Origin of the sequence: Pseudomonas sp. UME65 (assembly GCF_014170225.1) — a bacterium.
Taxonomy (GTDB): Bacteria; Pseudomonadota; Gammaproteobacteria; order Pseudomonadales; family Pseudomonadaceae; genus Aquipseudomonas; species Aquipseudomonas protegens.
In genome coordinates this window covers 300,081-325,997 of record NZ_LZZQ01000004.1, presented here as the reverse complement: position 1 = coordinate 325,997, position 25,917 = coordinate 300,081, and the positions used below count along the sequence as shown (strand labels likewise).

The 25,917-nt window shown below is 61.3% G+C and carries 20 protein-coding genes; 6 read left to right on the top strand and 14 right to left on the bottom strand.

Annotated elements, in window-relative coordinates; all coding sequences use genetic code 11:
- Nucleotides 1–66 precede the first annotated feature (66 nt).
- Nucleotides 67–1,041 carry an FAD:protein FMN transferase gene (locus A9971_RS02570; protein WP_183000931.1) on the bottom strand — a complete coding sequence of 325 codons (975 nt, stop codon included), beginning with the start codon at nucleotides 1,039–1,041 and terminating at the stop codon, nucleotides 67–69.
- Nucleotides 1,042–1,369: 328 nt separating this feature from the next.
- On the opposite strand from A9971_RS02570, the gene A9971_RS02565 reads away from it, so the two are divergent.
- Nucleotides 1,370–2,668, top strand: a complete 1,299-nt coding sequence (locus A9971_RS02565) for an MFS transporter (RefSeq protein ID WP_011060276.1) — start codon at nucleotides 1,370–1,372, stop codon at nucleotides 2,666–2,668.
- 116 nt (nucleotides 2,669–2,784) lie between these two features.
- Here the strand turns inward: A9971_RS02565 and A9971_RS02560 are convergent, their stop codons facing one another.
- Nucleotides 2,785–4,248, bottom strand: a complete 1,464-nt coding sequence (locus A9971_RS02560) for a glyceraldehyde-3-phosphate dehydrogenase (protein WP_011060275.1) — start codon at nucleotides 4,246–4,248, stop codon at nucleotides 2,785–2,787.
- Between the two features lie 353 nt (nucleotides 4,249–4,601).
- Here A9971_RS02560 and mfd point away from each other — a divergent pair, with 353 nt between their 5' ends.
- Genes mfd through A9971_RS02545 form a run of 3 tightly spaced genes read left to right on the top strand, consistent with a single transcriptional unit; the run spans nucleotide 4,602 to nucleotide 11,330 of the window.
- Nucleotides 4,602–8,051, top strand: a complete 3,450-nt coding sequence (gene mfd, locus A9971_RS02555) for a transcription-repair coupling factor (protein WP_011060274.1) — start codon at nucleotides 4,602–4,604, stop codon at nucleotides 8,049–8,051.
- A gap of 10 nt (nucleotides 8,052–8,061) precedes the next feature.
- A complete protein-coding gene (locus A9971_RS02550; RefSeq protein WP_011060273.1) occupies nucleotides 8,062–8,628 on the top strand; it encodes a CsiV family protein in 567 nt (188 codons plus the stop codon).
- An 11-nt stretch (nucleotides 8,629–8,639) separates the two neighbouring features.
- Nucleotides 8,640–11,330: a DEAD/DEAH box helicase gene (locus A9971_RS02545; RefSeq protein ID WP_183000816.1), complete on the top strand. Its 2,691-nt coding sequence runs from the start codon at nucleotides 8,640–8,642 to the stop codon at nucleotides 11,328–11,330.
- A gap of 54 nt (nucleotides 11,331–11,384) precedes the next feature.
- Here the strand turns inward: A9971_RS02545 and nagZ are convergent, their stop codons facing one another.
- A complete protein-coding gene (gene nagZ / locus A9971_RS02540) occupies nucleotides 11,385–12,383 on the bottom strand; it encodes a beta-N-acetylhexosaminidase (RefSeq protein ID WP_169893376.1) in 999 nt (332 codons plus the stop codon).
- 181 nt (nucleotides 12,384–12,564) lie between these two features.
- The gene (locus tag A9971_RS02535; protein ID WP_011060270.1) at nucleotides 12,565–13,272 is read right to left on the bottom strand and encodes a TetR/AcrR family transcriptional regulator; all 708 of its coding nucleotides are present in this window, start codon (nucleotides 13,270–13,272) and stop codon (nucleotides 12,565–12,567) included.
- A 251-nt stretch (nucleotides 13,273–13,523) separates the two neighbouring features.
- On the opposite strand from A9971_RS02535, the gene lexA reads away from it, so the two are divergent.
- Nucleotides 13,524–14,129, top strand: coding sequence for a transcriptional repressor LexA (lexA, locus tag A9971_RS02530; protein ID WP_183000815.1), 606 nt, complete (start codon nucleotides 13,524–13,526; stop codon nucleotides 14,127–14,129).
- 10 nt (nucleotides 14,130–14,139) lie between these two features.
- Nucleotides 14,140–14,613, top strand: coding sequence for an SOS-induced cell division inhibitor SulA (gene sulA / locus A9971_RS02525; RefSeq protein ID WP_125062713.1), 474 nt, complete (start codon nucleotides 14,140–14,142; stop codon nucleotides 14,611–14,613).
- Between the two features lie 106 nt (nucleotides 14,614–14,719).
- Here the strand turns inward: sulA and A9971_RS02520 are convergent, their stop codons facing one another.
- The 10 genes from A9971_RS02520 to A9971_RS02475 form a co-directional block, all read right to left on the bottom strand.
- Entirely contained in the window at nucleotides 14,720–14,953 is a 234-nt protein-coding gene (locus A9971_RS02520; RefSeq protein WP_011060267.1) for a hypothetical protein, read from the bottom strand.
- A 158-nt stretch (nucleotides 14,954–15,111) separates the two neighbouring features.
- Nucleotides 15,112–15,669, bottom strand: coding sequence for a LemA family protein (locus tag A9971_RS02515; protein WP_015634814.1), 558 nt, complete (start codon nucleotides 15,667–15,669; stop codon nucleotides 15,112–15,114).
- A gap of 3 nt (nucleotides 15,670–15,672) precedes the next feature.
- Nucleotides 15,673–16,689, bottom strand: a complete 1,017-nt coding sequence (locus A9971_RS02510) for a hypothetical protein (protein ID WP_183000814.1) — start codon at nucleotides 16,687–16,689, stop codon at nucleotides 15,673–15,675.
- Nucleotides 16,689–17,723 (bottom strand): hypothetical protein, encoded by a 1,035-nt coding sequence (locus A9971_RS02505; protein ID WP_183000813.1) that lies wholly within the window; start codon nucleotides 17,721–17,723, stop codon nucleotides 16,689–16,691. Before A9971_RS02505 ends, A9971_RS02510 begins: the two co-directional genes overlap by 1 nt.
- A 50-nt stretch (nucleotides 17,724–17,773) precedes the next feature.
- The gene (locus A9971_RS02500; RefSeq protein ID WP_047336171.1) at nucleotides 17,774–18,298 is read right to left on the bottom strand and encodes a DUF6586 family protein; all 525 of its coding nucleotides are present in this window, start codon (nucleotides 18,296–18,298) and stop codon (nucleotides 17,774–17,776) included.
- A 164-nt stretch (nucleotides 18,299–18,462) separates the two neighbouring features.
- A complete protein-coding gene (gene topA / locus A9971_RS02495; RefSeq protein WP_011060262.1) occupies nucleotides 18,463–21,075 on the bottom strand; it encodes a type I DNA topoisomerase in 2,613 nt (870 codons plus the stop codon).
- A gap of 114 nt (nucleotides 21,076–21,189) precedes the next feature.
- Nucleotides 21,190–21,426: a DUF1653 domain-containing protein gene (locus tag A9971_RS02490; protein WP_019093731.1), complete on the bottom strand. Its 237-nt coding sequence runs from the start codon at nucleotides 21,424–21,426 to the stop codon at nucleotides 21,190–21,192.
- A 98-nt stretch (nucleotides 21,427–21,524) separates the two neighbouring features.
- Nucleotides 21,525–22,700 carry an acetyl-CoA C-acyltransferase FadA gene (gene fadA / locus A9971_RS02485; protein WP_011060261.1) on the bottom strand — a complete coding sequence of 392 codons (1,176 nt, stop codon included), beginning with the start codon at nucleotides 22,698–22,700 and terminating at the stop codon, nucleotides 21,525–21,527.
- A 28-nt stretch (nucleotides 22,701–22,728) separates the two neighbouring features.
- Nucleotides 22,729–24,876 (bottom strand): fatty acid oxidation complex subunit alpha FadB, encoded by a 2,148-nt coding sequence (gene fadB / locus A9971_RS02480; protein ID WP_011060260.1) that lies wholly within the window; start codon nucleotides 24,874–24,876, stop codon nucleotides 22,729–22,731.
- 555 nt (nucleotides 24,877–25,431) lie between these two features.
- Nucleotides 25,432–25,869 carry a hypothetical protein gene (locus tag A9971_RS02475; protein ID WP_015634809.1) on the bottom strand — a complete coding sequence of 146 codons (438 nt, stop codon included), beginning with the start codon at nucleotides 25,867–25,869 and terminating at the stop codon, nucleotides 25,432–25,434.
- Nucleotides 25,870–25,917 lie beyond the last annotated feature (48 nt).

Genomic DNA, 25,917 nt, shown 5'->3' with positions numbered 1-25,917 from the left:
ATTAACCCTTGGTCGCGTCGTAGGCTACTTTTGCCTGCACTACAGGCTGCGCAACAGCGCACTAGGTTATTGTTTTTGCCCGGCCAGCAGCGCATCGAAAGCCGGGTTGCTGCGTGTGACGAAACCTGAAGCGCTGCGCATCACAAAAAATCCGGCGATGCCGTGTTTTTCCGCGTAGTCCCAGCCCGCCTCCGGGCCAAGTATCAGCAACAGTGTCGACAGGCCATCGGCCATCAACGCCGAAGGATGAATCACCGTTACCGAGGCCAACGGGTGGGCGATGGGTTGGCCGAGCCGGGCATCGAAGGTATGGGAGTAACGCCGGCCGTCCTGCTCGAAGTAATTACGGTAGTCGCCGGAAGTGGAAACGCCAAAACCATCCAGGGCGATCACCCGCTGGGCTACCTGCTGGTCATCACGCGGCTCCTCCAGGGCTATCCGCCATGGTGAGCCGTCGGGCTTGCGACCCACGGCCTTGAGCTCGCCGGTGGCTTCGGCAAGGAAGCTGTCGATCCCCAGTTGCGTGAGCCGGGCAGCGATGCGGTCCACCGCATAGCCGGCGGCGATGCTGTTGAAATCCACCTCCACCGGCGCATCCTTGCACAACTCCTGCCCTTCGATACGCAGGTGAGCGTGCCCTACCCGCTGCCGCACCTCAGCCAGGGCTGACGCGCCGGGAACCTTTTCCTCGCGCCCCTGAGGGCCAAAACCCCAGAGATCCAGCAGCGGTTCCACCGTCAGGTCGAAGGCGCCATCGCTGTCCCGGGACAACTGCTCACCCACTCGCACCAACTGCAACACCGGCTCCGGCATCGGCTGGCAGCTATCGGCGGGCAAGGCATTGAAACGCTCGATGTCCGAATCGCTGCGATAGGTGGACATCTGCCCGTCGACCTCCGCCAGAATCCCCTCGACCTCAGCCTGTATCAGGGACGGCGCCGGCCCCTGGGCGTGACGCACATACTGCACCGACCAGGTGCTGCCCATGGTCGGCCCGGAGAGGCTTTCCAGGCGCTCGCCGCCACAACCGGCCAACAGCACCAGCGCGGCGTACAAAGCGCTCCATCGCGATCGTTGCTTACCCGACAAGGTGTTCCTCCCGATCAACCGCCCTACTGGGCCAGCTGACAGTGCAAATGGCAATTATGCGACAGACGGAGGCCGCCTGCCCGGCGTCCCACCTCCTTGGCTACGGGCAGAACCTTGATCTAGAGCCGCCCTGCCACCCCAAGAGTTTTTGTTGCCGGATGGCTTTCATACACATATCGTTACAAAACTGTTCAGCGTGCAGCCTCGAGCCCCGACTTTGCAGTAAGGGACGCATAACGACCAGGGATTGCTAACAAGACAGCCAAAGTGAGTGAAAAAAATGTCCACGACCACGGGCAAAGGCAAGGCGATCTTTCGCGTTGTCAGCGGCAACTTTCTCGAGATGTTCGACTTCATGGTCTATGGCTTCTACGCCACGGCAATCGCCAAGACCTTCTTTCCTGCCGACAGCGCCTTCGCTTCACTGATGCTGTCCCTGGCCACTTTTGGCGCCGGCTTCCTGATGCGTCCCCTGGGAGCGATCTTCCTCGGTGCCTACATTGACCGTCACGGCCGCCGTCAGGGCCTGATCATCACCCTGGCACTGATGGCCGCGGGCACCGTGCTGATTGCCTGTGTGCCAGGCTACGCCACCCTCGGCGTCGCCGCGCCCCTACTGGTATTGCTGGGTCGCCTGCTGCAGGGCTTTTCCGCCGGCGTCGAGCTGGGCGGTGTGTCGGTCTACCTGGCCGAGATCTCGACCCCGGGCCGCAAGGGCTTTTTCGTCAGTTGGCAGTCGGCCAGCCAACAGGCCGCAGTGGTCTTCGCCGGCCTGTTGGGCGTAGGCCTGAACCACTGGCTGAGCCCCGAGCAAATGGGTGACTGGGGCTGGCGCGTGCCGTTCCTGGTGGGCTGCATGATTGTTCCGGCGATCTTCATGATCCGTCGCTCCCTGGAAGAGACCCCGGAGTTCCAGGCCCGCAAGCATCGCCCTTCGCTGCAGGAAATCGTCCGTTCCATCGGCCAGAACTTCGGCATCGTCATCGCCGGCATGGCTCTGGTGGTGATGACCACCGTGTCCTTCTACCTGATCACCGCCTACACCCCGACCTTCGGCAAGGCCGAACTGCACCTGTCGGACTTCGACGCCCTGCTGGTAACCGTGTGCATCGGTCTGTCGAACTTCTTCTGGCTGCCGGTCATGGGGTCACTGTCGGACAAGATCGGCCGCAAGCCGCTGCTGCTGGGGGCGACCATCCTGGCCATCTTCACGGCTTATCCGGCACTGTCCTGGCTGGTGGCCAACCCCAGCTTCAGCCACCTGCTGATCGTCGAGCTGTGGCTGTCTTTCCTCTATGGCTCGTATAACGGCGCAATGGTGGTGGCCCTGACTGAAATCATGCCGGTGGAAGTGCGCACCACGGGTTTTTCCCTGGCCTACAGCCTGGCCACCGCGACCTTCGGCGGCTTTACCCCGGCAGCCTGCACCTACCTGATCCACGTCCTGGGCAATCAGGCAGCTCCGGGCATCTGGCTCAGTGGCGCGGCGGTGCTGGGGCTGATCGCCACCCTGGTGCTGTTCCGCGGCAATCGCCACGAACTGCGTACCGCGCAAGCGGCAACAGCGCGCGGCGCCTGAGACAAACGCTTCACTGGCAAGCCAGCTCCTACGGGGTTGCGCCGACCTGGTTTGCCGGCGCAAGCCACAAACAAAAACGCCCCGACAAGTCGGGGCGTTTTCATTTCAGCAGTCGCTTAGCGTGGGAACGCTGGCGGGTTGACTCCGGCCATGTCTTCCATCACGCGCACTACCTGGCAGCTGTAACCGAACTCGTTGTCGTACCAGACGTACAGAACAACGCGGTTGTCCTGAACGATGGTCGCTTCAGCGTCGACCACACCGGCGTGACGCGAGCCCACGAAGTCGGTGGACACCACTTCCTGCGAGTTGACGAAGTCGATCTGCTTGTGCAGGTCGGAGTGCAGCGCCATGTAGCGCAGGTACTCGTTCATCTCTTCACGGGTGGCGGCCTTCTCGAGGTTCAGGTTGAGAATGGCCATCGACACGTTTGGCGTCGGAACGCGGATCGCGTTACCGGTCAGCTTGCCGGCCAGCTCAGGCAGGGCCTTGGCAGCAGCAGTAGCAGCACCGGTCTCGGTGATCACCATGTTCAGCGCGGCGCTACGGCCACGGCGATCGCCCTTGTGGAAGTTGTCGATCAGGTTCTGGTCGTTGGTGTACGAGTGAACGGTTTCGACGTGACCGTTGATGATGCCGAACTTGTCATTCACAGCCTTCAGCACCGGCACGATGGCGTTGGTGGTGCAGGAAGCGGCGGACACGATCTTGTCGTCAGCGGTGATTTCGTTGTGGTTGATACCGTGAACGATGTTCTTCAGCTTGCCTTTGCCTGGCGCGGTCAGAACAACGCGATCGATACCCGGGCAGGCCAGGTGCTGGCCCAGACCGTCGGCGTCACGCCATACACCGGTGTTGTCCACCAGCAGAGCGTCCTTGATGCCGTACTGGGTGTAGTCCACCTCGGTCGGGTTCTTCGCGTAGATGACCTGGATCAGGTTACCGTTGGCGGTGATGGTGTTGTTTTCTTCGTCGATGGTGATGGTGCCGTTGAACGAACCGTGCACCGAGTCGCGACGCAGCAGGCTGGCGCGCTTGGTCAGGTCGTTTTCGGCGCCCTTGCGCACCACGATGGCGCGCAGGCGCAGGCCGTCGCCACCACCGGTTTTCTCGATCAGGATGCGCGCCAGCAGACGGCCGATACGACCGAAGCCGTACAGGACTACGTCAGTGCCTTTGCGGGCCGAAGCATTTTGCTGGCCAACCACATCAGCCATTTCTTCGCGAACGAACTGCTCGGCGCTGCGGCCATTGCCTTCGTTACGGAATTTGAACGCCAACTTGCCCAGGTCTACCGATGCCGCGCCGAGCTTGAGCTCGCTCATGGCTTTAAGCAGAGGGAATGTTTCGTGGACGGAGAGTTCGCTATCGTCGGAGGAACGGTGGCGAGCAAAGCGGTGAGCTTTGAGAATCGCGATGACAGACTGGTTGATCAGGCTGCGGCCATAGATCGAGCTCACCACGTTGTTATTGCGGTAGAGCTGACCGATAAGCGGAATCATCGCTTCTGCGAGTGCTTCACGGTCGATCCATTCACCAAGACACTGGTCGGGCTTCTGAGTCACGGGAACCTTCCACATGTAGGGGCAGAAAAAAGGGGCTACATTATGCCGCCCAGTTCCTGTCGTAGCAATGCGCGCCTGTCGTGCGGAACGTAACAAAAAGCCCTTGCAAAAAAACACCACTGTGCTGGAGACCAGTGAAACCGCGGCTTCCAGCAGCGTCAATTTTTTGGACATCACACCAGCCTGTCTGTAACCCTCCGTAACACCAGCCGAAATCGGCACTACATTTCAGGTCAAGAAGCGCATTTTGTTGTCATAGCCACTACATTTGCCCCAACCAGCGTATTAGACGCATCAGCCACTGACAGTGGCTGCCCGGGGCCGTTACAATTACCGACTTTGTCGCAACGCTTGGAGCTTGACCGTCCGTGCCCGTCCTGCGTCTACCGCTACTCCCTGCCGCCGCCGGCAAACAGCATTGGGGCAACTTGCCCGGTGCCGCCCTGAGCCTGGCCATCGCCGAAGCCGCCAGCGCTGCCAAGCGCTTCACCCTCCTGCTGACTGCCGACAGCCAAAGCGCTGACCGGCTGGAACAGGAGCTGAGCTTCTTCGCCCCGGATCTGCCGGTGCTGCATTTTCCTGACTGGGAAACCCTGCCCTACGACCTGTTCTCGCCGCACCAGGACATCATTTCCCAGCGCATCGCCAGCCTCTATCGGCTGCCGGAGCTGGAACATGGCGTGCTGGTGGTGCCGATCACCACTGCCCTGCACCGCCTGGCGCCCACCCAGTTCCTGCTGGGCAGCAGCCTGGTGCTGGACGTCGGCCAGAAGCTCGATGTGGAACAGATGCGCACCCGCCTGGAAGCCAGTGGTTACCGCTACGTGGACACCGTCTACGAACACGGAGAATTCACCGTGCGCGGCGCACTGATCGATCTGTTTCCCATGGGCAGCAAGCTGCCCTATCGCATCGACCTGTTCGACGACGAAATCGAGACCCTGCGCACCTTCGATCCGGAGAACCAGCGCTCCATCGACAAGGTCGACTCGGTGCGCCTGCTGCCGGCCAAGGAGTTCCCGCTGCAGAAAGAAGCGGTGACCCGCTTCAAGGCGCGCTTTCGCGAACGCTTCGATGTGGACTTCCGCCGCTGCCCGATCTTCCAGGACCTGAGCAGCGGGATTACCCCGGCAGGTATCGAGTACTACCTGCCGCTGTTCTTCGAAGAGACCTCGACCCTGTTCGACTACCTGCCCCAGGACACCCAGGTGTTTTCCCTGCCGGGCATCGAACAGGCCGCGGAAAACTTCTGGAACGATGTACGCAACCGCTATGAAGAGCGCCGCGTCGACCCTTCGCGCCCGCTCCTGCCCCCGGCCGAACTGTTCCTGCCAGTGGAAGACTGCTTCGCCCGGCTGAAGAACTGGCCGCGAGTGGTGGCCAGCCAGCAGGACATCGAAACCGGTGTCGGCCGCGAACGCTTCCCGGCCCACGAGCTGCCGAACCTGGCCATCGAAGCCAAGGCCAACCAGCCGCTGGCAGCACTTTCGGGCTTTCTCGACGAGTTCCCCGGGCGAGTGCTGTTCACCGCCGAATCCGCCGGCCGCCGGGAAGTGCTGCTGGAGCTGCTGGAGCGCCTCAAGCTGCGGCCCAAGACCGTCGACAGCTGGCCGGACTTCGTCGCCAGCAAGGAACGCCTGGCAATCACCATCGCCCCGCTGGACGAAGGCCTGGTGCTGGACGATCCGGCCCTGGCCCTGGTGGCCGAAAGCCCGTTGTTCGGCCAGCGAGTAATGCAGCGTCGGCGCCGGGAAAAGCGCGCCGATGCCAACAACGATGCGGTGATCAAGAACCTCACCGAGCTGCGTGAAGGCGCGCCGGTGGTGCACATCGACCATGGCGTCGGTCGCTACCTGGGCCTGGCGACCCTGGAAATCGACAACCAGGCCGCCGAGTTCCTGACCCTGGAATACGCCGAGGGCGCCAAGCTTTATGTGCCCGTGGCCAACCTGCACCTGATCGCCCGCTACACCGGCAGCGACGACGCCCTCGCGCCCCTGCATCGCCTAGGCTCGGAAGCCTGGCAGAAGGCCAAGCGCAAGGCTGCCGAACAGGTACGCGATGTGGCTGCCGAACTGCTGGACATCTATGCCCGCCGCGCCGCCCGCGAAGGCTATGCCTTTGCCGACCCGAAGGCCGACTACGCCACCTTCAGTGCCGGTTTTCCCTTCGAGGAAACCCCGGACCAGCAGAGCACCATCGAAGCGGTGCGCGAGGACATGCTGTCGGGCAAGCCCATGGACCGCCTGGTATGCGGCGACGTGGGCTTCGGCAAGACCGAAGTGGCCATGCGCGCTGCCTTCATCGCGGTCCACGGCGGCAAGCAAGTGGCGATCCTGGTGCCCACCACCCTGCTCGCCCAGCAGCACTACAACAGCTTCCGCGACCGCTTCGCCGACTGGCCGGTGACCGTGGAAGTGATGAGCCGCTTCAAGTCCACCAAGGAAGTGAATGCTGCGGTAGCCGACCTCGCCGAAGGCAAGATCGACATCGTCATCGGCACCCACAAGCTGTTGCAGGACGATGTGAAGATCAAGAACCTGGGGCTGGTGATCATCGACGAAGAACACCGATTCGGGGTGCGCCAGAAAGAGCAGCTCAAGGCACTGCGCAGCGAAGTCGACATCCTGACCCTGACCGCCACGCCGATCCCGCGGACCCTGAACATGGCCGTCTCGGGCATGCGCGATCTGTCGATCATCGCCACCCCGCCGGCCCGGCGCCTGTCGGTGCGCACCTTCGTCATGGAGCAGAACAAGAGCACGGTCAAAGAGGCCCTGCTGCGCGAACTGCTGCGTGGCGGCCAGGTGTACTACCTGCACAACGACGTGAAGACCATCGAGAAATGCGCCGCCGACCTGGCCGAACTGGTACCCGAGGCGCGGATCGGCATCGGCCACGGGCAGATGCGCGAACGCGAACTCGAACAAGTGATGAGCGACTTCTATCACAAGCGCTTCAACGTGCTGATCGCCTCGACCATCATCGAGACCGGCATCGACGTGCCCAGCGCCAACACCATCATCATCGAGCGCGCCGACAAGTTCGGCCTGGCCCAGTTGCACCAGTTGCGCGGTCGGGTCGGGCGCAGCCACCACCAGGCCTACGCATACCTCTTGACGCCACCGCGCCAGCAGATCACCCCGGACGCGGAAAAACGCCTGGAGGCCATCGCCAACACCCAGGACCTGGGAGCCGGCTTCGTCCTGGCCACCAACGACCTGGAGATCCGTGGCGCTGGCGAACTGCTGGGCGACGGCCAGAGCGGGCAGATCCAGGCCGTGGGCTTCACCCTCTACATGGAAATGCTCGAACGCGCAGTGAAGGCCATCCGCAAGGGCGAACAACCGAACCTCGACCAGCCACTGGGTGGCGGCCCGGAAATCAACCTGCGCTTGCCGGCACTGATTCCCGAGGACTACCTGCCGGACGTGCACGCGCGCCTGATCCTCTACAAGCGCATCGCGTCGGCCACCGACGAGGACGGCCTGAAGGACCTGCAAGTCGAGATGATCGACCGCTTCGGCCTGCTGCCGGAGCCGACCAAGAACCTGATCCGCCTGACCCTGCTCAAACTCCAGGCCGAGCAACTGGGGATCAAGAAGGTCGACGGCGGCCCACAAGGCGGCCGCATCGAGTTCGCCGCAGATACACCGGTAGACCCACTGGCCTTGATCAAACTGATCCAGGGCCAGCCCAAACGCTACAAATTCGAAGGCGCAACCCTGTTCAAGTTCATGGTGCCGATGGAGCGCCCGGAAGAGCGCTTTAATACATTGGAGGCACTGTTTGAGCGCCTCACCCCGAAATCTGCTTGAAGGACGCCCCATGCGCCTGTTCCGCTCCCTGACCCTGCTCGTGGCCCTGGTCGCGCCAACGGCCTTTGCCGATGACCTGTACCAGGTGGAAATGATCCTCGTACGGCAGAACGCCGAGCCGCTGATCGTCAGCCGTGCAGCCCCCGAAGACTGGGCCGCCGGCGCTCAACGGCTGAGCCCGGACAGCCTGCGTACCCCAGCCCTGGGCAGCATCGTGGAAAAGCTCGGCGCCAGCGGCAGCTACAGCGTGCTGTTGCACAAGGCCTGGCAACAGACCCTGGGGGAAACCCCGGTGAAGGTTGCCCTCAGCGATGGCCCGGAACAGTTCGGCCAGTTCCCCATCGAAGGCACCCTGAGCCTGAAGCTCGGGCGCTTCACCGATGTGGACGCGGACTTCTGGGTCAACCAGATCGACAGCAACGGCCTGGTCACCAGCAGCGAGCGCCTGAAACAGCAGAGCCATACCAAGAATGGCCAGCTCAACTACCTGGACAACGGCCACCTGGCGCTGCTGATCAAGATCACCTCGCTGACCGCGCCGGCACCGCGCCCCGCTCCAACTGAAATTCCGGACTGATCGAAGTCCCTATGACCCCGCCCCTGACCAAACCCCTGGCCCCCTCCTGGGTCAACCGCTTCAAGGAACAAGCCTTGGAGCGTGGCCGGCGCTACGCCCTGGAAAAACGCGTGCGCATCGCCACGGCCGGAGACAGCGCTATCACCGCCAGTTGCGAAGGCTCCGGCGGCACTATGTACCGGCAGACCATCACCCTGCGCGAATCGAGCAAGGGCAACCTGCTGCTGATCGACGCCCACTGCACCTGCCCAGTACGCAGCAACTGCAAGCACATCGCTGCGGTGCTGCTACAAGTGAAGGAAACCCTGGCCTACCCGGCGGCGGCCCAGGACGCCGAACTGCTGGAAAAGCTCTCCGCAGTCCTCGATAGCCGTCGCCCCGCCGCCCTGCCCCAGGTACTGCTGGAGGACGTGCGCCCGGTGCCGCGGCTGTGGCTGGCAAGCATCGAGTTCAGCGCCTTCGAACCGCGCAACGGCAAGATGCAGCGCTACATCCAGCACCGCGCCGCACTGTCGTTCAACTACAGGGGCGAATACGCCAGCGGGCAGAAGAACACCGATGTGATCATCCGCCAGGAACACCAGAGCCTGCGCATCAAGCGCCAGCCCGAGCTGGAGCAGGGCTGGCGCGAGCAATTGCGAGGCCTGGGCTTCAAGATCGCCACCCGGCAGAGCAAGGCACTGCCGGAAAGCGCCGGCGAGCTGTTCGAGATGGTCAACGACAGCGCCTGGCTGACCTTCACCCTCAACGAACTGCCCAAGCTGCGCAGCCAGGGCTGGGAGCTGCAGATCGACGAGGGCTTCGGCTTCGACCTGACGGCGGTGGACGACTGGTACGCCAGTGTCGACGAGGCCCCGGGCCGCGACTGGTTCGACCTGGAACTGGGGATCATCGTCAACGGCGAGCGCTTGAGCCTGCTGCCGATTTTGCTCAACCTGATGCGCTCGCACACCGAGATCCTCAATCCGGAGCGCCTGGCCAAGCGCCGCGACGACGAGCTGATCCTGGTGAACATTCCCAATCGGCCCAACTCCCTGCATGGCCCGCTGCAAGTGGCACTGCCCTATGGCCGCCTGAAGCCGGTACTGGCAACCCTGGGCGAGTTCTATCTGCAAGAACCCGGCGATACCACCCTGCGCTTGAGCAGCGCCGACGCCACCCGCCTCAACCCGTTGCAGGACCTGCCACTGCTCTGGGAAGGCGGCGAACACATTCGCACCTTCGCCCAGCGCCTGCGGGACATCCGAGACTACTCGGCGCCGGCGCCCCAGGGCCTGAACGCCACCCTGCGCCCCTATCAGCTCGAAGGCCTGAGCTGGATGCAGTCACTGCGCCAGCTGGAAGTGGGCGGCATCCTGGCCGACGACATGGGCCTGGGCAAGACCCTGCAAACCCTGGCGCACATACTCAGCGAGAAGAACGCCGGGCGCCTGGACCGCCCCTGCATGGTGGTAATGCCCACCAGCCTGATTCCCAACTGGCTGGACGAGGCCGCGCACTTCACCCCGCAGCTCAAGGTACTGGCGCTGTATGGCGCCGGGCGCAAGAAACACTTCGCCCAGCTGGGCGACCATGACTTGCTGCTGACCACCTATGCGCTGCTGCCCAAGGACATCGAACTGCTGGCGGCCCAGCCCCTGCATGTGCTGATCCTCGATGAGGCGCAGTACATCAAGAACCCGTCGAGCAAGGCCGCCCAGGCTGCTCGGGAACTCAATGCCCGGCAGCGCCTGTGCCTGTCCGGCACGCCGCTGGAAAACCATCTGGGGGAGCTCTGGTCGCTGTTCCACTTCCTCTTGCCGGGCTGGCTCGGCGATGCCAAGAGCTTCAACCGTGACTACCGGGTACCGATTGAAAAGCACGCCAGCGAAGTGCGCCTGCAGCACCTCAACGGCCGGATCAAGCCCTTCCTGCTGCGACGTACCAAGGAGCAAGTGGCCACCGAACTGCCGCCCAAGACCGAGATCATCCACTGGGTCGAGCTCAACGAGGCGCAGCGTGATGTCTACGAAACCATGCGCCTGGCCATGGACAAGAAAGTGCGCGACGAAATCACCCGCAAAGGTGTGGCGCGCAGCCAGATCATCATTCTTGAAGCCCTGCTCAAACTGCGCCAGGTGTGTTGCGACCTGCGCCTGGTCAACGACTCGCCACCCACACGGGGCAGCTCCTCAGGCAAGCTCGACAGCCTGATGGAAATGCTTGAAGAACTGTTCGAAGAGGGCCGGCGGATTCTGCTGTTCTCGCAGTTCACCTCGATGCTGAGCCTGATCGAGGCCGAGCTGAAGCGGCGCAACATCGCCTACGCCTTGCTCACCGGCCAGACCCGGGACCGGCGCACTCCGGTACGGGACTTCCAGAGCGGCAAGCTGCAGATTTTCCTGATCAGCCTCAAGGCCGGTGGTGTCGGCCTCAACCTGACCGAAGCCGATACGGTGATTCACTACGACCCGTGGTGGAACCCGGCCACCGAGAGCCAGGCTACCGACCGCGCCTATCGCATCGGCCAGGAAAAACCCGTGTTCGTCTACAAGCTGATTGCCCGAGGTACGGTGGAAGAAAAGATCCAGCACCTGCAGCAGGAAAAATCGGACCTGGCGGCAGGCGTGCTTGATGGGCGCAAGGCCGGTGACTGGAAGCTGCAGAGCGACGACATCGAAGCCTTGTTCGCCCCACTGCCGGACAACAAGGGCGGCCGCTGAGACCGGCCACGTGCGGGGGCATCCAGAATTGCCCGGAGCCCCCTTGCGAAGTCGTCAGTCGATCAACTGGGCATCCTTGAGGGCACCCAGCGCCGCCAACCAACGCGGATCCTGCTTGTACTCGATATTGGCGAAGGCCTGGCCACGCATGCGCGCGATGCGTGGCGAAGGCTGTACCTTGAGGCGCTGCACGGCACTCAGGGCCAGCTCGGCGGCAGCACGGTCATTGCATACCAGCCCCATGTCGCAACCGGCGGTCAGCGCCGCTTCGATCCGGCTTGCCGCGTCCCCGACGACATGGGCGCCGGCCATGGACAGGTCATCGCTGAAGATCACCCCGTCAAATTGCAGCTCGCCACGCAGGATGTCCTGCAACCAGTAGCGCGAGAAGCCGGCCGGTTGAGGGTCGACTTGCGGATAGATGACGTGCGCAGGCATCACTGCCGCCAACTGCTTGCTCAGACGAGCAAAGGGCAGCAGGTCCTTGGCACGGATTTCATCCAGACTGCGCTCGTCATTGGGGATCGCCACATGAGAATCGGCCTCGGCCCAGCCGTGCCCGGGAAAGTGCTTGCCGGTAGCGGCCATGCCGGCGCTGTTCATACCGCGGATAAACGCACCGGCGAGCAACGCCGCCTGCTCGGGATCGCCCTCGAAAGCCCGGCTGCCCACCACCGCGCTGCGCTGGTGATCGAGGTCCAGTACCGGGGCGAAGCTCAGGTCCAGCCCCACCGCCAGGACCTCGGTGGCCATGACCCAGCCACACTGCTCGGCCAGGTACTCGGCATTCGGATTGTCGGCCAGGGCACGCATGGCCGGCAGGCGCACAAAGCCCTGGCGCAGACGCTGCACCCGGCCGCCCTCCTGGTCCACGGCCAACAACAGGTCCGGGCGAATCGCGCGAATCGCCGCGCACAGCTCCCGTACCTGGCGCGGATGTTCGATATTGCGGGCAAAGATGATCAACCCACCGACCTGCGGCTGACGCAGGAGTTGGCGATCTTCGGCCGTCAGCCAGGTACCGGCGACGTCCACCATCAAAGAGCCTTGCAGGCCAGCAGTCATAGAAATTCCTTAAGCACTACGATGGCTTCCAGGCAACGCTGATCGAGCCGCATCCGCATGGATGCAGCCGGGCCGAGCAGCATCGGCGCAGGGAAGGCACGGGATATAGAACGAGAATCGGCATGGGCGGCTAGCTTAGCGGATGTAAGCTGTCGCGCCCACCCGTGGGTCAGGCCTTGGCGGCTGCCGGGGCCGATTTGCTGCGCGGCTTGAGCTGGGCGCTGGCCATGGCCTCGTCGGTGACGCCGGTTTCGGCACGCATGCCCGCGGCGAGGAACGGCACCATCAGGCGCATCACCTGCTCGATGGAGGTATTGACCCCGAAATCGGTTTCGGCGATAGCCCGCAGCGCCTTGATCCCGGACATGCTGAACGCCGCAGCACCGAGCATGAAGTGCACGCGCCAGAACAGCTCGATGGGCGGAATACGCGGCGCCGCTTCGTTGACCAGCAGCATGTAGCGGCGGAACACCTTGCCGTACATGTCCTCCAGATAACGCCGCAAGTGCCCCTGGCTCTGGCTGAACGCCAGCCCCAGCAGACGCATGAAGATCGACAGGTCGTTACCGCTGCGCGGCTGCACTACCAGGGCCTGCTCGACGAGGATTTCCAGCAGCTCTTCCAGGCTCGGCTTGTTCTCCGGCCTGGACTGACGGCGCTCAAGCTCACGATCGAGACTGATGCAGAACGGGCCGAGGAAACGCGAGAATACCGCCTGGATCAACGCCTTCTTGGACCCGAAATGATAGTTGACCGCTGCCAGGTTGACCCCGGCCTTGCTGGTGATCAGCCGCAATGAGGTTTCGGCAAAACCTTTTTCCGCGAACAACTGCTCGGCAGCATCGAGAATGCGTTCAACGGTTTCCGACTGGGCCATGGCTACTCCGCCTGACAAACACTTGTTTGAAACATACGTTTCAGGCTTTGCAATGTCAAGCCTGCCGGCCTCTGCGCAAGCCGTCCGGCGCGCTATTTAATCACACCTGCCGGCCACTGTAGCCAGCCTTCGGCGCAGGATTGCGGCCCCCGGATGACAACCGCTCGGCCGCCACAGGCAAAAGGAGGATTGCCAAGCGACGTTCACTGTATATAATCCCAGTCACTGTATAAAAAGACAGAGCGATCGACATGCTAAAACTGACGCCACGCCAAGCTGAGATTCTGGCTTTTATCAAACGCTGCCTCGAAGACAACGGCTACCCGCCCACCCGTGCGGAAATTGCCCAGGAACTGGGATTCAAATCGCCCAACGCCGCTGAGGAACACCTCAAGGCCCTGGCCCGCAAAGGCGCCATCGAGATGACCCCGGGTGCCTCCCGCGGAATCCGCATTCCCGGCTTCGAAGCCAAGGTCGACGATACCCTGCCGATCATTGGCCGTGTCGCCGCCGGTGCACCGATCCTGGCCCAGCAGCACATCGAAGAGTCCTGCAATATCAACCCGACCTTCTTCCACCCTCGCGCCGACTACCTGCTTCGCGTCCATGGCATGAGCATGAAGGACATCGGCATCTTCGACGGCGACCTGTTGGCGGTACACACCACTCGCGAGGCCCGCAATGGCCAGGTCGTGGTGGCGCGCATCGGTGATGAGGTCACGGTCAAGCGCTTCAAGCGCGAAGGCAGCAAGGTCTGGCTGATTGCCGAGAACCCTGAATTCGCCCCCATCGAAGTCAACCTGAAAGATCAGGATCTGGTGATCGAAGGCTTGAGTGTCGGCGTCATTCGCCGCTAAAGGAGGCTCCATGCAGTTCCCCCACACACCACAGCAAGCACAACTGCCACTGTTCGAGGCGTTCCTGGCCCAGCCATTGGCGCCCACCCTCAAGGAAGTGGTCGAATCGCCCTGGAACAAAGATCCAGAAGCCTTCAGCGAGCTGTCGTTACGCGGCGCCGCCGGGAACTGCCTGAACCTATTGGCACCGATCCTACGGGAACTCAGCCAGGACCAGGACGCGCGCTGGCTGACACTGATCGCCCCGCCCTCCAGCCTGACCCAAAGCTGGCTACGGGACGCCGGCCTGAATCGCGAGGGGATCCTGCTGCTGCACCCCCGGGGCAATCAGAGCCCGCAACAGCTCGCCTGCGAGGCCCTGCGCCTGGGTCGCAGTCATACCGTAGTCAGCTGGTTGAACCCGTTGAGCGCCAGCGCCCGGCAACAACTGATCAGCGCCGCACGGACTGGCGATGCGCAGAGCCTGAATATTCGCCTGGGATGAAACACCGGGAAAGCGTGGGATTTACGCTTGAATGACACAAGGCTTCTCCAGGATTGAGAAGCCGGAACAAATGCGACGGATGACCGGAGAAACCCGATAGACGGGCTTAGTGCAGAACCCGCGGGCCATCTTCCTTGTCAATTTCACCTTCAACCAGTCGACCGGCCATCTGTACGCCGACGCTCAACATGGCCTTGGCCACTTCCACGTGCTGACCTTGCAGAAAGGCTTTGGCATCCTCGGAGAAATCCAAAGTAACCAGAGAACCCTCGTCCTCAGCTCTGCGCAGCTCGATACGGCCGTCTGGCAACTCGACAATTTCTAGAAAGGACGTTGGCATAAAGGTCTGGTCTCCACGAAAGGGCGGGATTATATCAGTCATCACCCCCGCCCCGCTCAGGATCTTGCAAGGGGATCGCGCGCCCTCACCAGGAATTACTTCCCGATCCTTGCAATCAACCCCTAGCCACACCGACCCCAAGCCCGCGCCAGCCCCCTTCAGAAATTCGGCTTGTATTCAAAACCCGCCGAGGCCTGGCTGTCGGAAAACGGCGTGATCAGCGACTTCTTCAGGGCCAACCGATTGACCAAGGAGCCGGGAAACATCTGAATGGAGTTGTTGAAGTGCTCCACATTCAGGTTGAACAGGGTAATCGCCCCACCGATATTGCCTTCCTGCTCGGCAACCTCACGCATCAGGTTGCTCAACAACTCGACGGACTTGAGGTCGGGGTAGGCCTCAAACGCAAGATTCAAACCGCCCAGCAAAGCCTTGGTGCCCTGGTCTACCGACTTGAGCGCATCACCGTCGGCTGCGGATGGCAAGCTACCAATGGCACTACGCAGCCCAACGATCTTTTCCAGCAACTGGCTTTCATAGGCCTGGAAGCCAGCCACTTGCGGCTCCAGCATGTCCAGCACCTTGATCCTCTGGCGCTGGTAGGTCAGCACATCCGACCAAGCCCGCTGGGCACGGTTATGCGCACCGACAATCTTGTTGTAGTGCACATAGGCAAGAACGCCCAAGGCAATCGCGATGACCAGCAACAACTCCATACTCTACTGCTCCATTTCATCAGTGACCTTCAGCGGAAGATCGAAATTGTTGTCGTGCAGCTCCGCCAACTCATGCACCAAGGCCAGCACCGGAAACAGGTTAGGCAACGGCAGGCCCTGCTCGATATTGGCGTAGAAGCTCGGCAGATCGTCAAACGTTCCCGGATCCTTGTAGGCCATGACCTCGGCATCATCGAAGCTCAGACATAAATGGCCCTCGCTGGAGAATTCCAGATTCACCTTTTTCAGCCGCCGACGAAGTTCCAGCAAGAAAGCCAGGGTGGTGGGCGTTGCGAACTTCGCGCAAGCCAGCTCACTATCACCGGTGAAATTGAAGCTTCTGTTGAAGTCATCGGAAGTGGTCTCAAAGACTTTGCGCTTCTTGCTCTTGGTATTTGGCAGATCACTGCGCACCATCACCCCTCTGACCCAAGGAAAGTCCACCACCAGGCTGAAGCGATCGAAACTCTCATAGACCCGCTCGCTCTCGCCATCGGATTTGCGTTTGTAGTGGGAGTTCACGTAACGCAGATGGTGGAAGACGAAGGACAACTGATGCCGCGGGCCCTGGTAGGTCCCCCTGGCTGAAGCCTCGATACGGCGGCTGTCATTGCCGCGATCATAGTCGTCGAACTCACTGCTCAGTTGTGTGAAACGCTCATCGGCGGTTCCGCCCGGGTCCCAAAGGCCGTTACTGAGGAATGAACACTTACGGGCTATTTTCTGCGGTAACTCGTCTAACACGGCTTTACGACCCATCCAGGTATACAAGGTGGCAAAACCCAGGCAGGCCGTCGCAAACCACATCAGCTCCACACCCGCCATGGCCGGGATCGCCGACACAATAGCCAGCATCAACAGCAGCCAGGACTGGGCATGATCGAACTCCAACCCTCCCCTGAAGGACTGGAGCCTGGCGATGACCCTCAATAGATCCTCGTTGCTCCTGGCTCGAGCCACCTCTGCATTGCTAGTGGCCAACAACTTCACCAACTCGGCATCGTGCTTGAGAAACTGCATTACATTTCCTTGATCAAGTTGCCAGCCTCAGGAACATCTGGAACAGCAGCAAGAGCATGGCTGTCATGCAACTGCGCCAACCGATGCACCAGCTCCAGCAGTGAATACAGCTTCGGCAACTCGATACCCGCCTTGATCCGCTCGCGAAAGACCGCCAGGTCACTCAGCGAGCCCGGATCGGCATGGGCAATGATGTCCGCATTATCAAAGCTCAGACAGAGCCGCCCTTGACTGGAAAACTCCAGATTGACCCGGTAAAGGTGGCGTGAAAGCTCCATCAGGAGGTCCAGGGTTGCTGGCCTGGCGAAGTGTTCGCAACAGGCCTGATCATTACCGCGCAGTACAAAGACCTGGTCGAAATCGTCGCGACCGGTCTTGAACGGCTGCCCCGCCAATGACACTTCCAGGGGACTGGAGCGAACCGTAATCTCTGTCACCCACGGGAAATCCAGCACCAGGCTGTAGCGGTTGTACGTGTCGTAGACAGTGCGATAGCTGCCGCCGGCACCACGCTCTTGCCTGGAATTGACGTACTGCAGATGGTGATACTCGAACGTCAAGGACTGGCGAGGCCCCTGGTAGACACCCAGGAGCGAGTCCTGGATATGGCGTCGCTCATTACCCCGCTGGTAATCGCTGAACTCGTTGTTCAGCCTTTTCAGGCGCCAGTCGGCACTGCTGTCGGACTCGCTCAAGCCATGATGAAACATTACGCACTTGCGCACGATGCTTGCCGCCAGATCAGTCAAGGAGCCAGAGGCCCCTTTGCTGACGTAATAGCTAAAGAAACACAGAGCCAGAAACACCCAGAACATCCCGCCCATGCCGTCCATCAGCAGCGCGACAGCCAGGGAGGCAAGCGCCAGGACCAGAAGCGTTATTGCCTGCACATGGTCGAATTCCAGACCGCCGGGGAATATCTCCAGCCTGTCGAGCACTTCCAGCAAGTCAGTATTGGACTGGGCACGAACCACTCGCACCCGGCAATCGTTCAGCAGGCGAAGCAGCGCCTGGTCACGCAAGAAGAACAGCATGAATCTTCCTTGATCAAATAGTCACGCCACCAATCAAGCAGCGCTCAGGATCAACACTCGTTAAGGCCATCCCTGAAACGAATGGCCAGGGCCTTGAGGTTCTGCCGCCAGCTTTCCAGCTCTTCCCGACTCAGTGCCTGCTCGGGCTCCTCTTCATCCAGATTGACCGCAACAATCAGTGGCTGGGTTACGTCGCCCTTGGGCTTGTGCGGCGCCTGTGGCGGCTGAAACAGCTCGCTGTAAGCAGACAGCAGTTGCGCCAGCCAGGTTTGCGGGCTGTGCGCCAATTCCACCAGCTCTGCCAGCTCGGGAATGGCAATGCTTTGCAGCACTTCACGATTGAGGATCTGCTCGACCCGGGCCGCATTGGCCTGCGGCAGCCGATAGAACCCGGCAATTTCATGGCACAGCCCCAGCAAGGCCCCGTACAGGTGGAACAGCACCGACTCGCGCCCCGCCTGGACCTGCGCCTGGGCATTCATGGCCCGCCCTTCCTCAGCGCGTGCCAGGGCTTCGAGCGACAGACCGGCAAAGTAGATTTTCTGATTGGTACGGGTATAGAGCTCGTGGGCCATATGGGCAGCCTCCACTGCGAAAAGAGAACCAGATGCAGACGGCACAGTTTCAGGGATCACTCCAGCTTGCCGCAAGCAAAAGAAAGGCCGCATGCCCCCTTGAAGGAGTCATGCGGCCCTGTTGGTCGCTACACCGAGAAGCTAGCCCTCGGCAGGCCAAGCACTTAGCGCTTGTCTTCGACCTTCCATTTACCGCCGTCGTAGAAGGCACGCCAGCCGGTCGGCTTGCCGTCGACTTCGGTCTGCACGTACTGCTCCTTGGTCTTGCGGCTGTAGCGCACCACCGCAGGGCGGCCGTCCGGGTCCTTCTGCGGAGCTTCGCAGAGGAAGTGGTACTTGGGATCGATCTCATCCTTGTGCGGGATCAGTTCCAGCACCAACGGCGCACGGGTCTCGCGGTTTTTCGGGAACTGACTGGCCGCCAGGAACAGGCCCGAAGCGCCATCGCGCAGGATGTAGGTGTCGTTGACCTTCTCGCACTTGAGCTCGGGCATCTTCACCGGGTCCATCTTCGGCGGCGCCGCGTCACCGCTTTTCAGCAGCTTGCGAGTGTTCTTGCAGGTCGGGTTGGTGCAACCGAAGAACTTGCCGAAACGGCCGGTCTTGAGCTGCATCTCGCTGCCGCACTTGTCACACTCCAGGCTCGGGCCTTCATACCCCTTGATCCGGTAGCTGCCCTCTTCGATCTCGTAGCCGGCGCAATCCGGGTTGTTACCGCAGATGTGCAGCTTGCGCTTTTCGTCCAGCAGGTAGGCATCCATCGCCGTACTGCAGATCGGGCAACGATGCTTGCCGCGCAGCACCAGGGATTCGGACTCGCCCTCGTCATCCGCGGCGATCTCGTCGCCAGGCACCAGGTTGACGGTGGCCTTGCAACGCTCCTTGGGTGGCAGGCTGTAGCCCGAGCAGCCGAGGAACACGCCAGTGGAGGCGGTACGGATCTGCATCGGCCGGCCGCAGGTCTGGCATGGGATATCGGTCATTACCGGCTGGTTGGCGCGCATGCCGCTTTCGGCGCCCTCGGCCACTTCGAGCTTCTTCTTGAAGTCACCGTAGAATTCGTCGAGGACGTTCTTCCAGTCGCGCTCGCCCTGGGCCACGTCATCGAGATTCTCTTCCATGCCGGCAGTGAAGCCGTAGTCCATGAGATTGGAGAAGCTCTCGGAAAGGCGCTCAGTGACGATGTCGCCCATCTTTTCCGAATAGAAACGACGGTTGTGTAGGGTCACGTAGCCGCGATCCTGGATGGTCGAAATGATTGCCGCATAGGTCGAAGGACGACCAATGCCGCGCTTTTCCATTTCCTTCACCAGGCTGGCTTCGGAGTAACGCGCCGGTGGCTTGGTGAAATGCTGGCTCGGATCGAGCTTGATCAGCTTCAGCACTTCGCCCTGGGCCATTTCCGGCAGCACATCGTCATCGCCCGGCTTGGCCATCTGCGGCATGACCCGGGTGTAACCGTCGAACTTGAGGATGCGGCCCTTGGCACGCAGCTCGAAGTCACCAGCGGCGACGCTGACGGTGGTGGACAGGTATTGCGCCGGCAGCATCTGGCAGGCGACGAACTGGCGCCAAATCAGCTCGTAGAGGCGCTCAGCGTCACGTTCCATGCCCGACAGCTTGCTTGGGTGGGTGTTCACATCGGACGGACGAATCGCTTCGTGCGCCTCCTGGGCCCCTTCCTTGCTGCTGTAGACATTGGGCGAAGCCGGCAGGTACTTATTGCCGAACTCGTCTTCGATATAGGTACGCGCCATCGCCACGGCATCGGCCGAGAGGTTGGTGGAGTCGGTACGCATATAGGTGATGTAGCCGGCTTCATACAGACGCTGGGCCATCATCATGGTCTTCTTCACGCCGAAGCCCAGGCGATTGCTCGCAGCCTGCTGCAGGGTGGAGGTGATGAACGGCGCCGATGGCTTGCTGCTGGTGGGCTTGTCTTCACGCTTGGCGACGCTGTAGGCCGAGGCCTTGAGCTTCTCCAGGGCGGCCATGGCCTGTGCTTCGTTGAGCGGCTTGAAGGCTTCGCCGTTTTCACGGGCCACTTCAAAACGCACATTCGAGCCCTTGGCAGTGCCCAGGTCAGCGTGTACTTCCCAGTATTCTTCCGGGATGAAGGCACGAATCTCACGCTCGCGCTCCACCACCAGCTTCACGGCTACCGACTGCACGCGACCGGCAGACAGGCCACGGGCAATCTTCGCCCACAGCAGCGGCGAAACCATGTAGCCCACCACGCGGTCGAGGAAGCGTCGCGCCTGCTGGGCATTGACTCGATCAATGTCCAGCTCGCCCGGCTGGGAGAAGGCTTCCTGGATCGCCTTCTTGGTGATTTCGTTGAACACCACGCGCTTGTAGCGGCTGTCATCACCGCCGATGGCTTCCCGCAGGTGCCAGGCAATGGCTTCCCCTTCGCGGTCCAAGTCCGTTGCGAGATAGATGGTGTCGGCATCCTTGGCAAGGCGGCGCAGCTCTTCGATGACCTTTTCCTTGCCAGGGAGGATTTCGTACTTGGCTTTCCAGCCGTGCTCGGGATCGACGCCCATGCGCGACACCAGCTGCTTGCGAGCCTTTTCCTTCGGCGACAGAGCCGGGGCTTCGCCCGCAGCGGCCTTGCCACGCTTGGCGGCTGGCTCCTTGGCGGCACTTGCCGAACCGCTGGTGGGCAGGTCTCGGATATGGCCGATACTCGACTTCACCACGTATTGGTTACCCAAGTACTTGTTGATGGTCTTGGCCTTAGCCGGGGATTCCACAATGACCAGCGATTTGCCCATGGATCAGAAAATTCCTGAATTCGAGAAGTGAAAGGCGGTTGGCGCCTGACGCGGCACCGCTATATATAGTGGCAACAGGGTGAGGTCAAGCGCAGGGTACTGCGCGACCTGTACTCATGCCGGTGAAAAAAGACTGGGTTCGGCCTGCACCAAAGCAAAGCGCGGGACCTGCTCGCCGTCAACTTCGACCGACTCCAGGAACATGCTCAAGGGCCGCACCCAAAAGCCGTAATCCCCATACAGGGCTTGGTAGAACACCACTTCTTCTTCCGTTTCCGAGTGCCGCGCCACGCTGAAAACGCGGTACTGCGGCCCCTTGTAATGCTGATAGAGCCCGGGTTGTAACTGCATGCTCTGGCCCTCGTGCAATTTTTTCAAAATAAAGACAAACAAATCTTCAGAAAAACAAAAACCGGGGCACTGGGCCCCGGCTTCCATCAACCCAACGCTTAAACGCGTTCGAAGACGGTCGAGATACCCTGGCCAAGGCCGATGCACATGGTGGACACCCCGAAGGTGCCGCCATTCTGCTTCATGACGTTGAGCAGGGTCCCGGAGATACGTGCGCCGGAGCAACCGAACGGGTGACCCAGGGCGATCGCGCCGCCGTGCAGGTTAACCTTCTCGTTCATCTTGTCGAGCACTTTCAGATCTTTCAGCACTGGCAGGGCCTGTGCAGCGAAAGCTTCGTTGAGCTCGAAGAAGTCGATATCGTTGATGCCCAGGCCCGCGCGCTTCAGGGCTTTCTGCGTGGCCGGTACTGGACCATAGCCCATGATGGCCGGATCCACACCTGCAACGGCCATCGAACGAATCACCGCCATCGGCTGGATACCCAGGTCCTGGGCACGCTGGGCCGACATCACGATCATGCACGAGGCACCGTCGGTGATCTGCGACGAAGTACCGGCAGTCACGGTACCACCTTTAGGGTTGAACGCCGGCTTCAGGGCCGCCAGGCTCTCCAGGGTGGTCTCGGGACGGATGGTTTCGTCGTAGTCGAACAGTTTCAGGAAACCGTTCTCGTCGTAACCCTGCATCGGGATGATTTCATCCTTGAACTTGCCTTCCACAGTCGCCTTGTGGGCGAGCTGGTGGGAGCGCACGCCAAAGGCGTCCTGCTGCTCACGGGTGATGCCGTGCATCTTGCCCAGCATCTCGGCGGTCAGGCCCATCATGCCGGAGGCTTTGGCTGCGTACAGGGACATGTGCGGGTTCGGATCGACACCGTGCATCATGCTCACGTGGCCCATGTGCTCGACGCCGCCGACCACGAACACGTCACCGTTGCCGGTCATGATCGCTTGCGCGGCAGTGTGCAAAGCACTCATGGACGAGCCACACAGGCGGCTGACGGTCTGGCCGGCCGAGGTGTGCGGGATCTGGGTCATCAGCGACGCCATGCGCGCGATGTTCCAGCCCTGCTCCAGGGTCTGGTTGACGCAGCCCCAGATCACGTCCTCGACTTCCGCCGGGTCGACCTTGGCGTTGCGTTCCAGCAGTTTGCTGATCAGGTGCGCCGACATGTCTTCGGCGCGGGTGTTGCGGTGCATGCCGCCCTTGGAGCGGCCCATCGGAGTACGACCGAAGTCGACAATCACGACGTCTCTAGGATTCAAGCTCATATGTTCACTCTCGCTCTAGTGTGGGCGCTTAACCGAAGAAGCTCTGGCCGTTCTTGGCCATTTCACGCAGCTTCGCGGTCGGGTGGTACAGCGCGCCCAGATCGGCGTACTGGTCGGCCAGGGCAACGAACTCAGCAACACCGATGGAATCGATGTAGCGCAGCGCACCGCCACGGAATGGAGGGAAACCAATGCCGTAGACCAGGCCCATGTCAGCTTCGGCAGCGGTTTCAACGATGCCGTCTTCCAGGCAACGAACGGTTTCCAGGCACAACGGGATCATCATCCAGTTGATGATGTCTTCGTCGGTGACTTCACGCTGCTCGTAGACAATCGGCTTGAGCACTTCCAGCACCGACGGATCGGCCACCTTCTTCTGCTTGCCCTTCTTGTCGGTTTCGTAGGCGTAGAAGCCCTTGCCGTTCTTCTGGCCCAGGCGCTTGGCTTCGTAGAGCACGTCCACGGCCGAGCGGCGATCGTCCTTCATGCGATCCGGGAAGCCTTCGGCCATGACATCGCGACCGTGGTGGCCGGTGTCGATGCCGACCACGTCCATCAGGTACGCCGGGCCCATTGGCCAGCCGAATTTCTCCATGATCTTGTCGATGCGCACAAAGTCCACACCGGCACTGACCAGCTTGGCGAAACCGCCGAAGTACGGGAACAGTACGCGGTTGACCAAAAAGCCCGGGCAGTCGTTGACCACGATCGGGTTCTTGCCCATTTTCTTGGCGTAGGCAACGGTGGTCGCTACCGCCAGTTCGCTGGACTTCTCGCCACGGATCACTTCAACCAGCGGCATCATGTGCACCGGGTTGAAGAAGTGCATGCCGACGAAATTTTCCGGACGCTTGAGGGCCTTGGCCAGCAGGCTGATGGAAATGGTCGAGGTGTTGGACGCCAGGATGGTGTCCTCCTTGACCTGGCCTTCCACTTCAGCCAGCACGATCTGCTTGACCTTGGGGTTCTCGACCACGGCTTCAACCACCAGGTCGACGTTGCCGAAGTCACCGTAGGACAGGGTCGGACGAATGCCGTTGAGCACTTCAGCCATCTTCGCGGCGGTCATGCGGCCTTTGTCAACGCGGCCCACCAGCAGTTTCGCGGCTTCCGCCAGCCCCTGCTCGATGCCGTGTTCGTTGATGTCCTTCATCAGGATCGGCGTGCCTTTGGAGGCCGACTGGTAGGCGATGCCGCCACCCATGATACCGGCGCCGAGTACGGCGGCCTGCTTCACGTCCTTGGCGATTTCGTCGTAGGCCTTGGCCTTTTTCTTCAGCTCCTGATCGTTCAGGAACAGACCGATCAGGCTCTGTGCGGCAGAGGTCTTGGCCAGTTTGACGAAGCCGGCGGCCTCTACTTCCAAGGCTTTGTCGCGGCCAAAGTTGGCGGCTTTCTGAATGGTCTTGATCGCTTCGACCGGTGCCGGGTAGTTCGGGCCAGCCTGGCCGGCCACGAAACCTTTGGCGGTTTCGAAAGCCATCATCTGCTCAATGGCGTTGAGCTTGAGCTTTTCCAGCTTAGGCTGGCGCTTGGCCTTGTAGTCGAACTCGCCGGAAATGGCGCGCTTGACCAGGGCCAGAGCGGCGTCCTTGAGTTTGTCGGGAGCAACCACGGCGTCGACGGCACCGACTTTCAGCGCGTCTTCAGCACGGTTTTCCTTGCCGGCGGCAATCCACTCGATGGCGTTGTCGGCACCGATCAGGCGCGGCAGGCGCACGGTACCGCCGAAACCCGGGTAGATGCCCAGCTTGACTTCCGGCAGGCCGATCTTGGCACTGGCAGCCATGACGCGGTAGTCCGCCGCCAGGCACATTTCCAGGCCGCCGCCCAGGGCGATGCCGTTGATCGCGGCAACGGTTGGCACGTTGAGGTCTTCGAAATCGCTGAAGATCTTGTTGGCTTCGAGGTTGCCTGCCACCAGCTCGGCATCCGGCAGCTTGAAGTTGTCGACAAACTCGGTGATGTCGGCGCCGACGATGAACACGTCCTTGCCACTGCTGACGATCACGCCCTTGATCGAAGCATCTGCCTTGATGGTGTCAACAGCCTGACGCAATTCGTTCAGGGTTAGACGGTTGAACTTGTTGACGGACTCACCCTTGAGGTCGAAATTCAATTCGACGATGCCACTTTCAAGAGCCTTAACCGTGATGGCTTTACCTTCGTAAATCATCAACTGATCTCCACGATATGGAAGCTGAACAGTACACGTCGGACGCTGACTTCTGGCATGGCACTAACGTCACCGTCGATGCTAACGCCAATCCGCCAGGCACACCCGCCAACGCGATAGTCGGGATTCTGTATAGAGCCGCCTGCGATGCAAACGCTCATTTCATACGCCCGTTTGATTTGGGTACGCCACATTCAGGGAAAATCCAGCAATTGTCAATCGTCCAAAATGCTGTTTGAAACGCGACTTTGCGGTCACTCCACTGCTCCCTGGACGATCAACACGCCCCTGCATTCATAACCATTCATAGGATCTATATTTAGAAAATGCGCCCTAAATCTCCCACTGAATGGGAGAAAGAGCGACTACGCTGGGAAAATATCTGAAGAAGCCGCACAGTTTGTGCGACAGGGGCACCGCCCCATTCTGCAAGAGGCCACCTCGGGTGGCAGCCACGAGATTACCGGCCTGCCTGGCCATCCCCGCCCGATGCTGATATCGGGCTTTTTATTGCCGGCTGCCCGCGATTGCCGCGCGCACCCTCCCCTGGATGACTCAGGCCAACGCCTTGAGCACCGAGGCAATATCCTGCAAAACACTGACCTCGCCACGCTCGTTCCAGTACAGGGCGATCATCTGCTTGTCCGCCTCGACCTTGAACACCCCTGCCGGCAAGGCCTGGAAGTGCTTGAGCAGTGGCTCATCGACACAGGGCTCGCGCCACTGGTTGACCCAGTTGCCCGGCGCGATCTGCCAATAACTCCAACACACAGGCTGCCCGCTGCGCCGTGGCCGGTGATACTGCGGGCAAGGGTTGGGCGGCTCCTGGCCCAGCCAGTGCGGCCACTCCTGAGGGGCCAGTTGCATGGCCAGGCCCATGCGTCGCGCCTCCATGCGCAAGGCGATCAACCCGCTCTGGCGACGAGAAGGTCGCAACCACGCCAGCGGACTGAGAACTACCGCAAGGATTGACACCACTATCCAGACCGTCATATCTGTACTCTCGATTTTTGATGAGCGGGACCTGGGTCAAACCAACCC

Excerpts from the sequence above, each read along its gene's own strand:
- topA (WP_011060262.1), bottom strand. The coding sequence starts at position 21,075 with ATGGGCAAATCGCTGGTCATTGTGGAATCCCCGGCTAAGGCCAAGACC.
- A9971_RS02545 (WP_183000816.1), top strand. The coding sequence starts at position 8,640 with ATGACCCCGCCCCTGACCAAACCCCTGGCCCCCTCCTGGGTCAACCGC.
- A9971_RS02505 (WP_183000813.1), bottom strand. The coding sequence starts at position 17,723 with ATGCTGTTCTTCTTGCGTGACCAGGCGCTGCTTCGCCTGCTGAACGAT.
- A9971_RS02500 (WP_047336171.1), bottom strand. The coding sequence starts at position 18,298 with ATGGCCCACGAGCTCTATACCCGTACCAATCAGAAAATCTACTTTGCC.
- A9971_RS02520 (WP_011060267.1), bottom strand. The coding sequence starts at position 14,953 with ATGCCAACGTCCTTTCTAGAAATTGTCGAGTTGCCAGACGGCCGTATC.
- A9971_RS02550 (WP_011060273.1), top strand. The coding sequence starts at position 8,062 with ATGCGCCTGTTCCGCTCCCTGACCCTGCTCGTGGCCCTGGTCGCGCCA.
- A9971_RS02565 (WP_011060276.1), top strand. The coding sequence starts at position 1,370 with ATGTCCACGACCACGGGCAAAGGCAAGGCGATCTTTCGCGTTGTCAGC.
- A9971_RS02535 (WP_011060270.1), bottom strand. The coding sequence starts at position 13,272 with ATGGCCCAGTCGGAAACCGTTGAACGCATTCTCGATGCTGCCGAGCAG.
- fadB (WP_011060260.1), bottom strand. The coding sequence starts at position 24,876 with ATGATTTACGAAGGTAAAGCCATCACGGTTAAGGCTCTTGAAAGTGGC.
- A9971_RS02510 (WP_183000814.1), bottom strand. The coding sequence starts at position 16,689 with ATGCAGTTTCTCAAGCACGATGCCGAGTTGGTGAAGTTGTTGGCCACT.
- A9971_RS02475 (WP_015634809.1), bottom strand. The coding sequence starts at position 25,869 with ATGACGGTCTGGATAGTGGTGTCAATCCTTGCGGTAGTTCTCAGTCCG.
- A9971_RS02515 (WP_015634814.1), bottom strand. The coding sequence starts at position 15,669 with ATGGAGTTGTTGCTGGTCATCGCGATTGCCTTGGGCGTTCTTGCCTAT.
- A9971_RS02560 (WP_011060275.1), bottom strand. The coding sequence starts at position 4,248 with ATGTGGAAGGTTCCCGTGACTCAGAAGCCCGACCAGTGTCTTGGTGAA.
- lexA (WP_183000815.1), top strand. The coding sequence starts at position 13,524 with ATGCTAAAACTGACGCCACGCCAAGCTGAGATTCTGGCTTTTATCAAA.
- A9971_RS02490 (WP_019093731.1), bottom strand. The coding sequence starts at position 21,426 with ATGCAGTTACAACCCGGGCTCTATCAGCATTACAAGGGGCCGCAGTAC.
- fadA (WP_011060261.1), bottom strand. The coding sequence starts at position 22,700 with ATGAGCTTGAATCCTAGAGACGTCGTGATTGTCGACTTCGGTCGTACT.
- sulA (WP_125062713.1), top strand. The coding sequence starts at position 14,140 with ATGCAGTTCCCCCACACACCACAGCAAGCACAACTGCCACTGTTCGAG.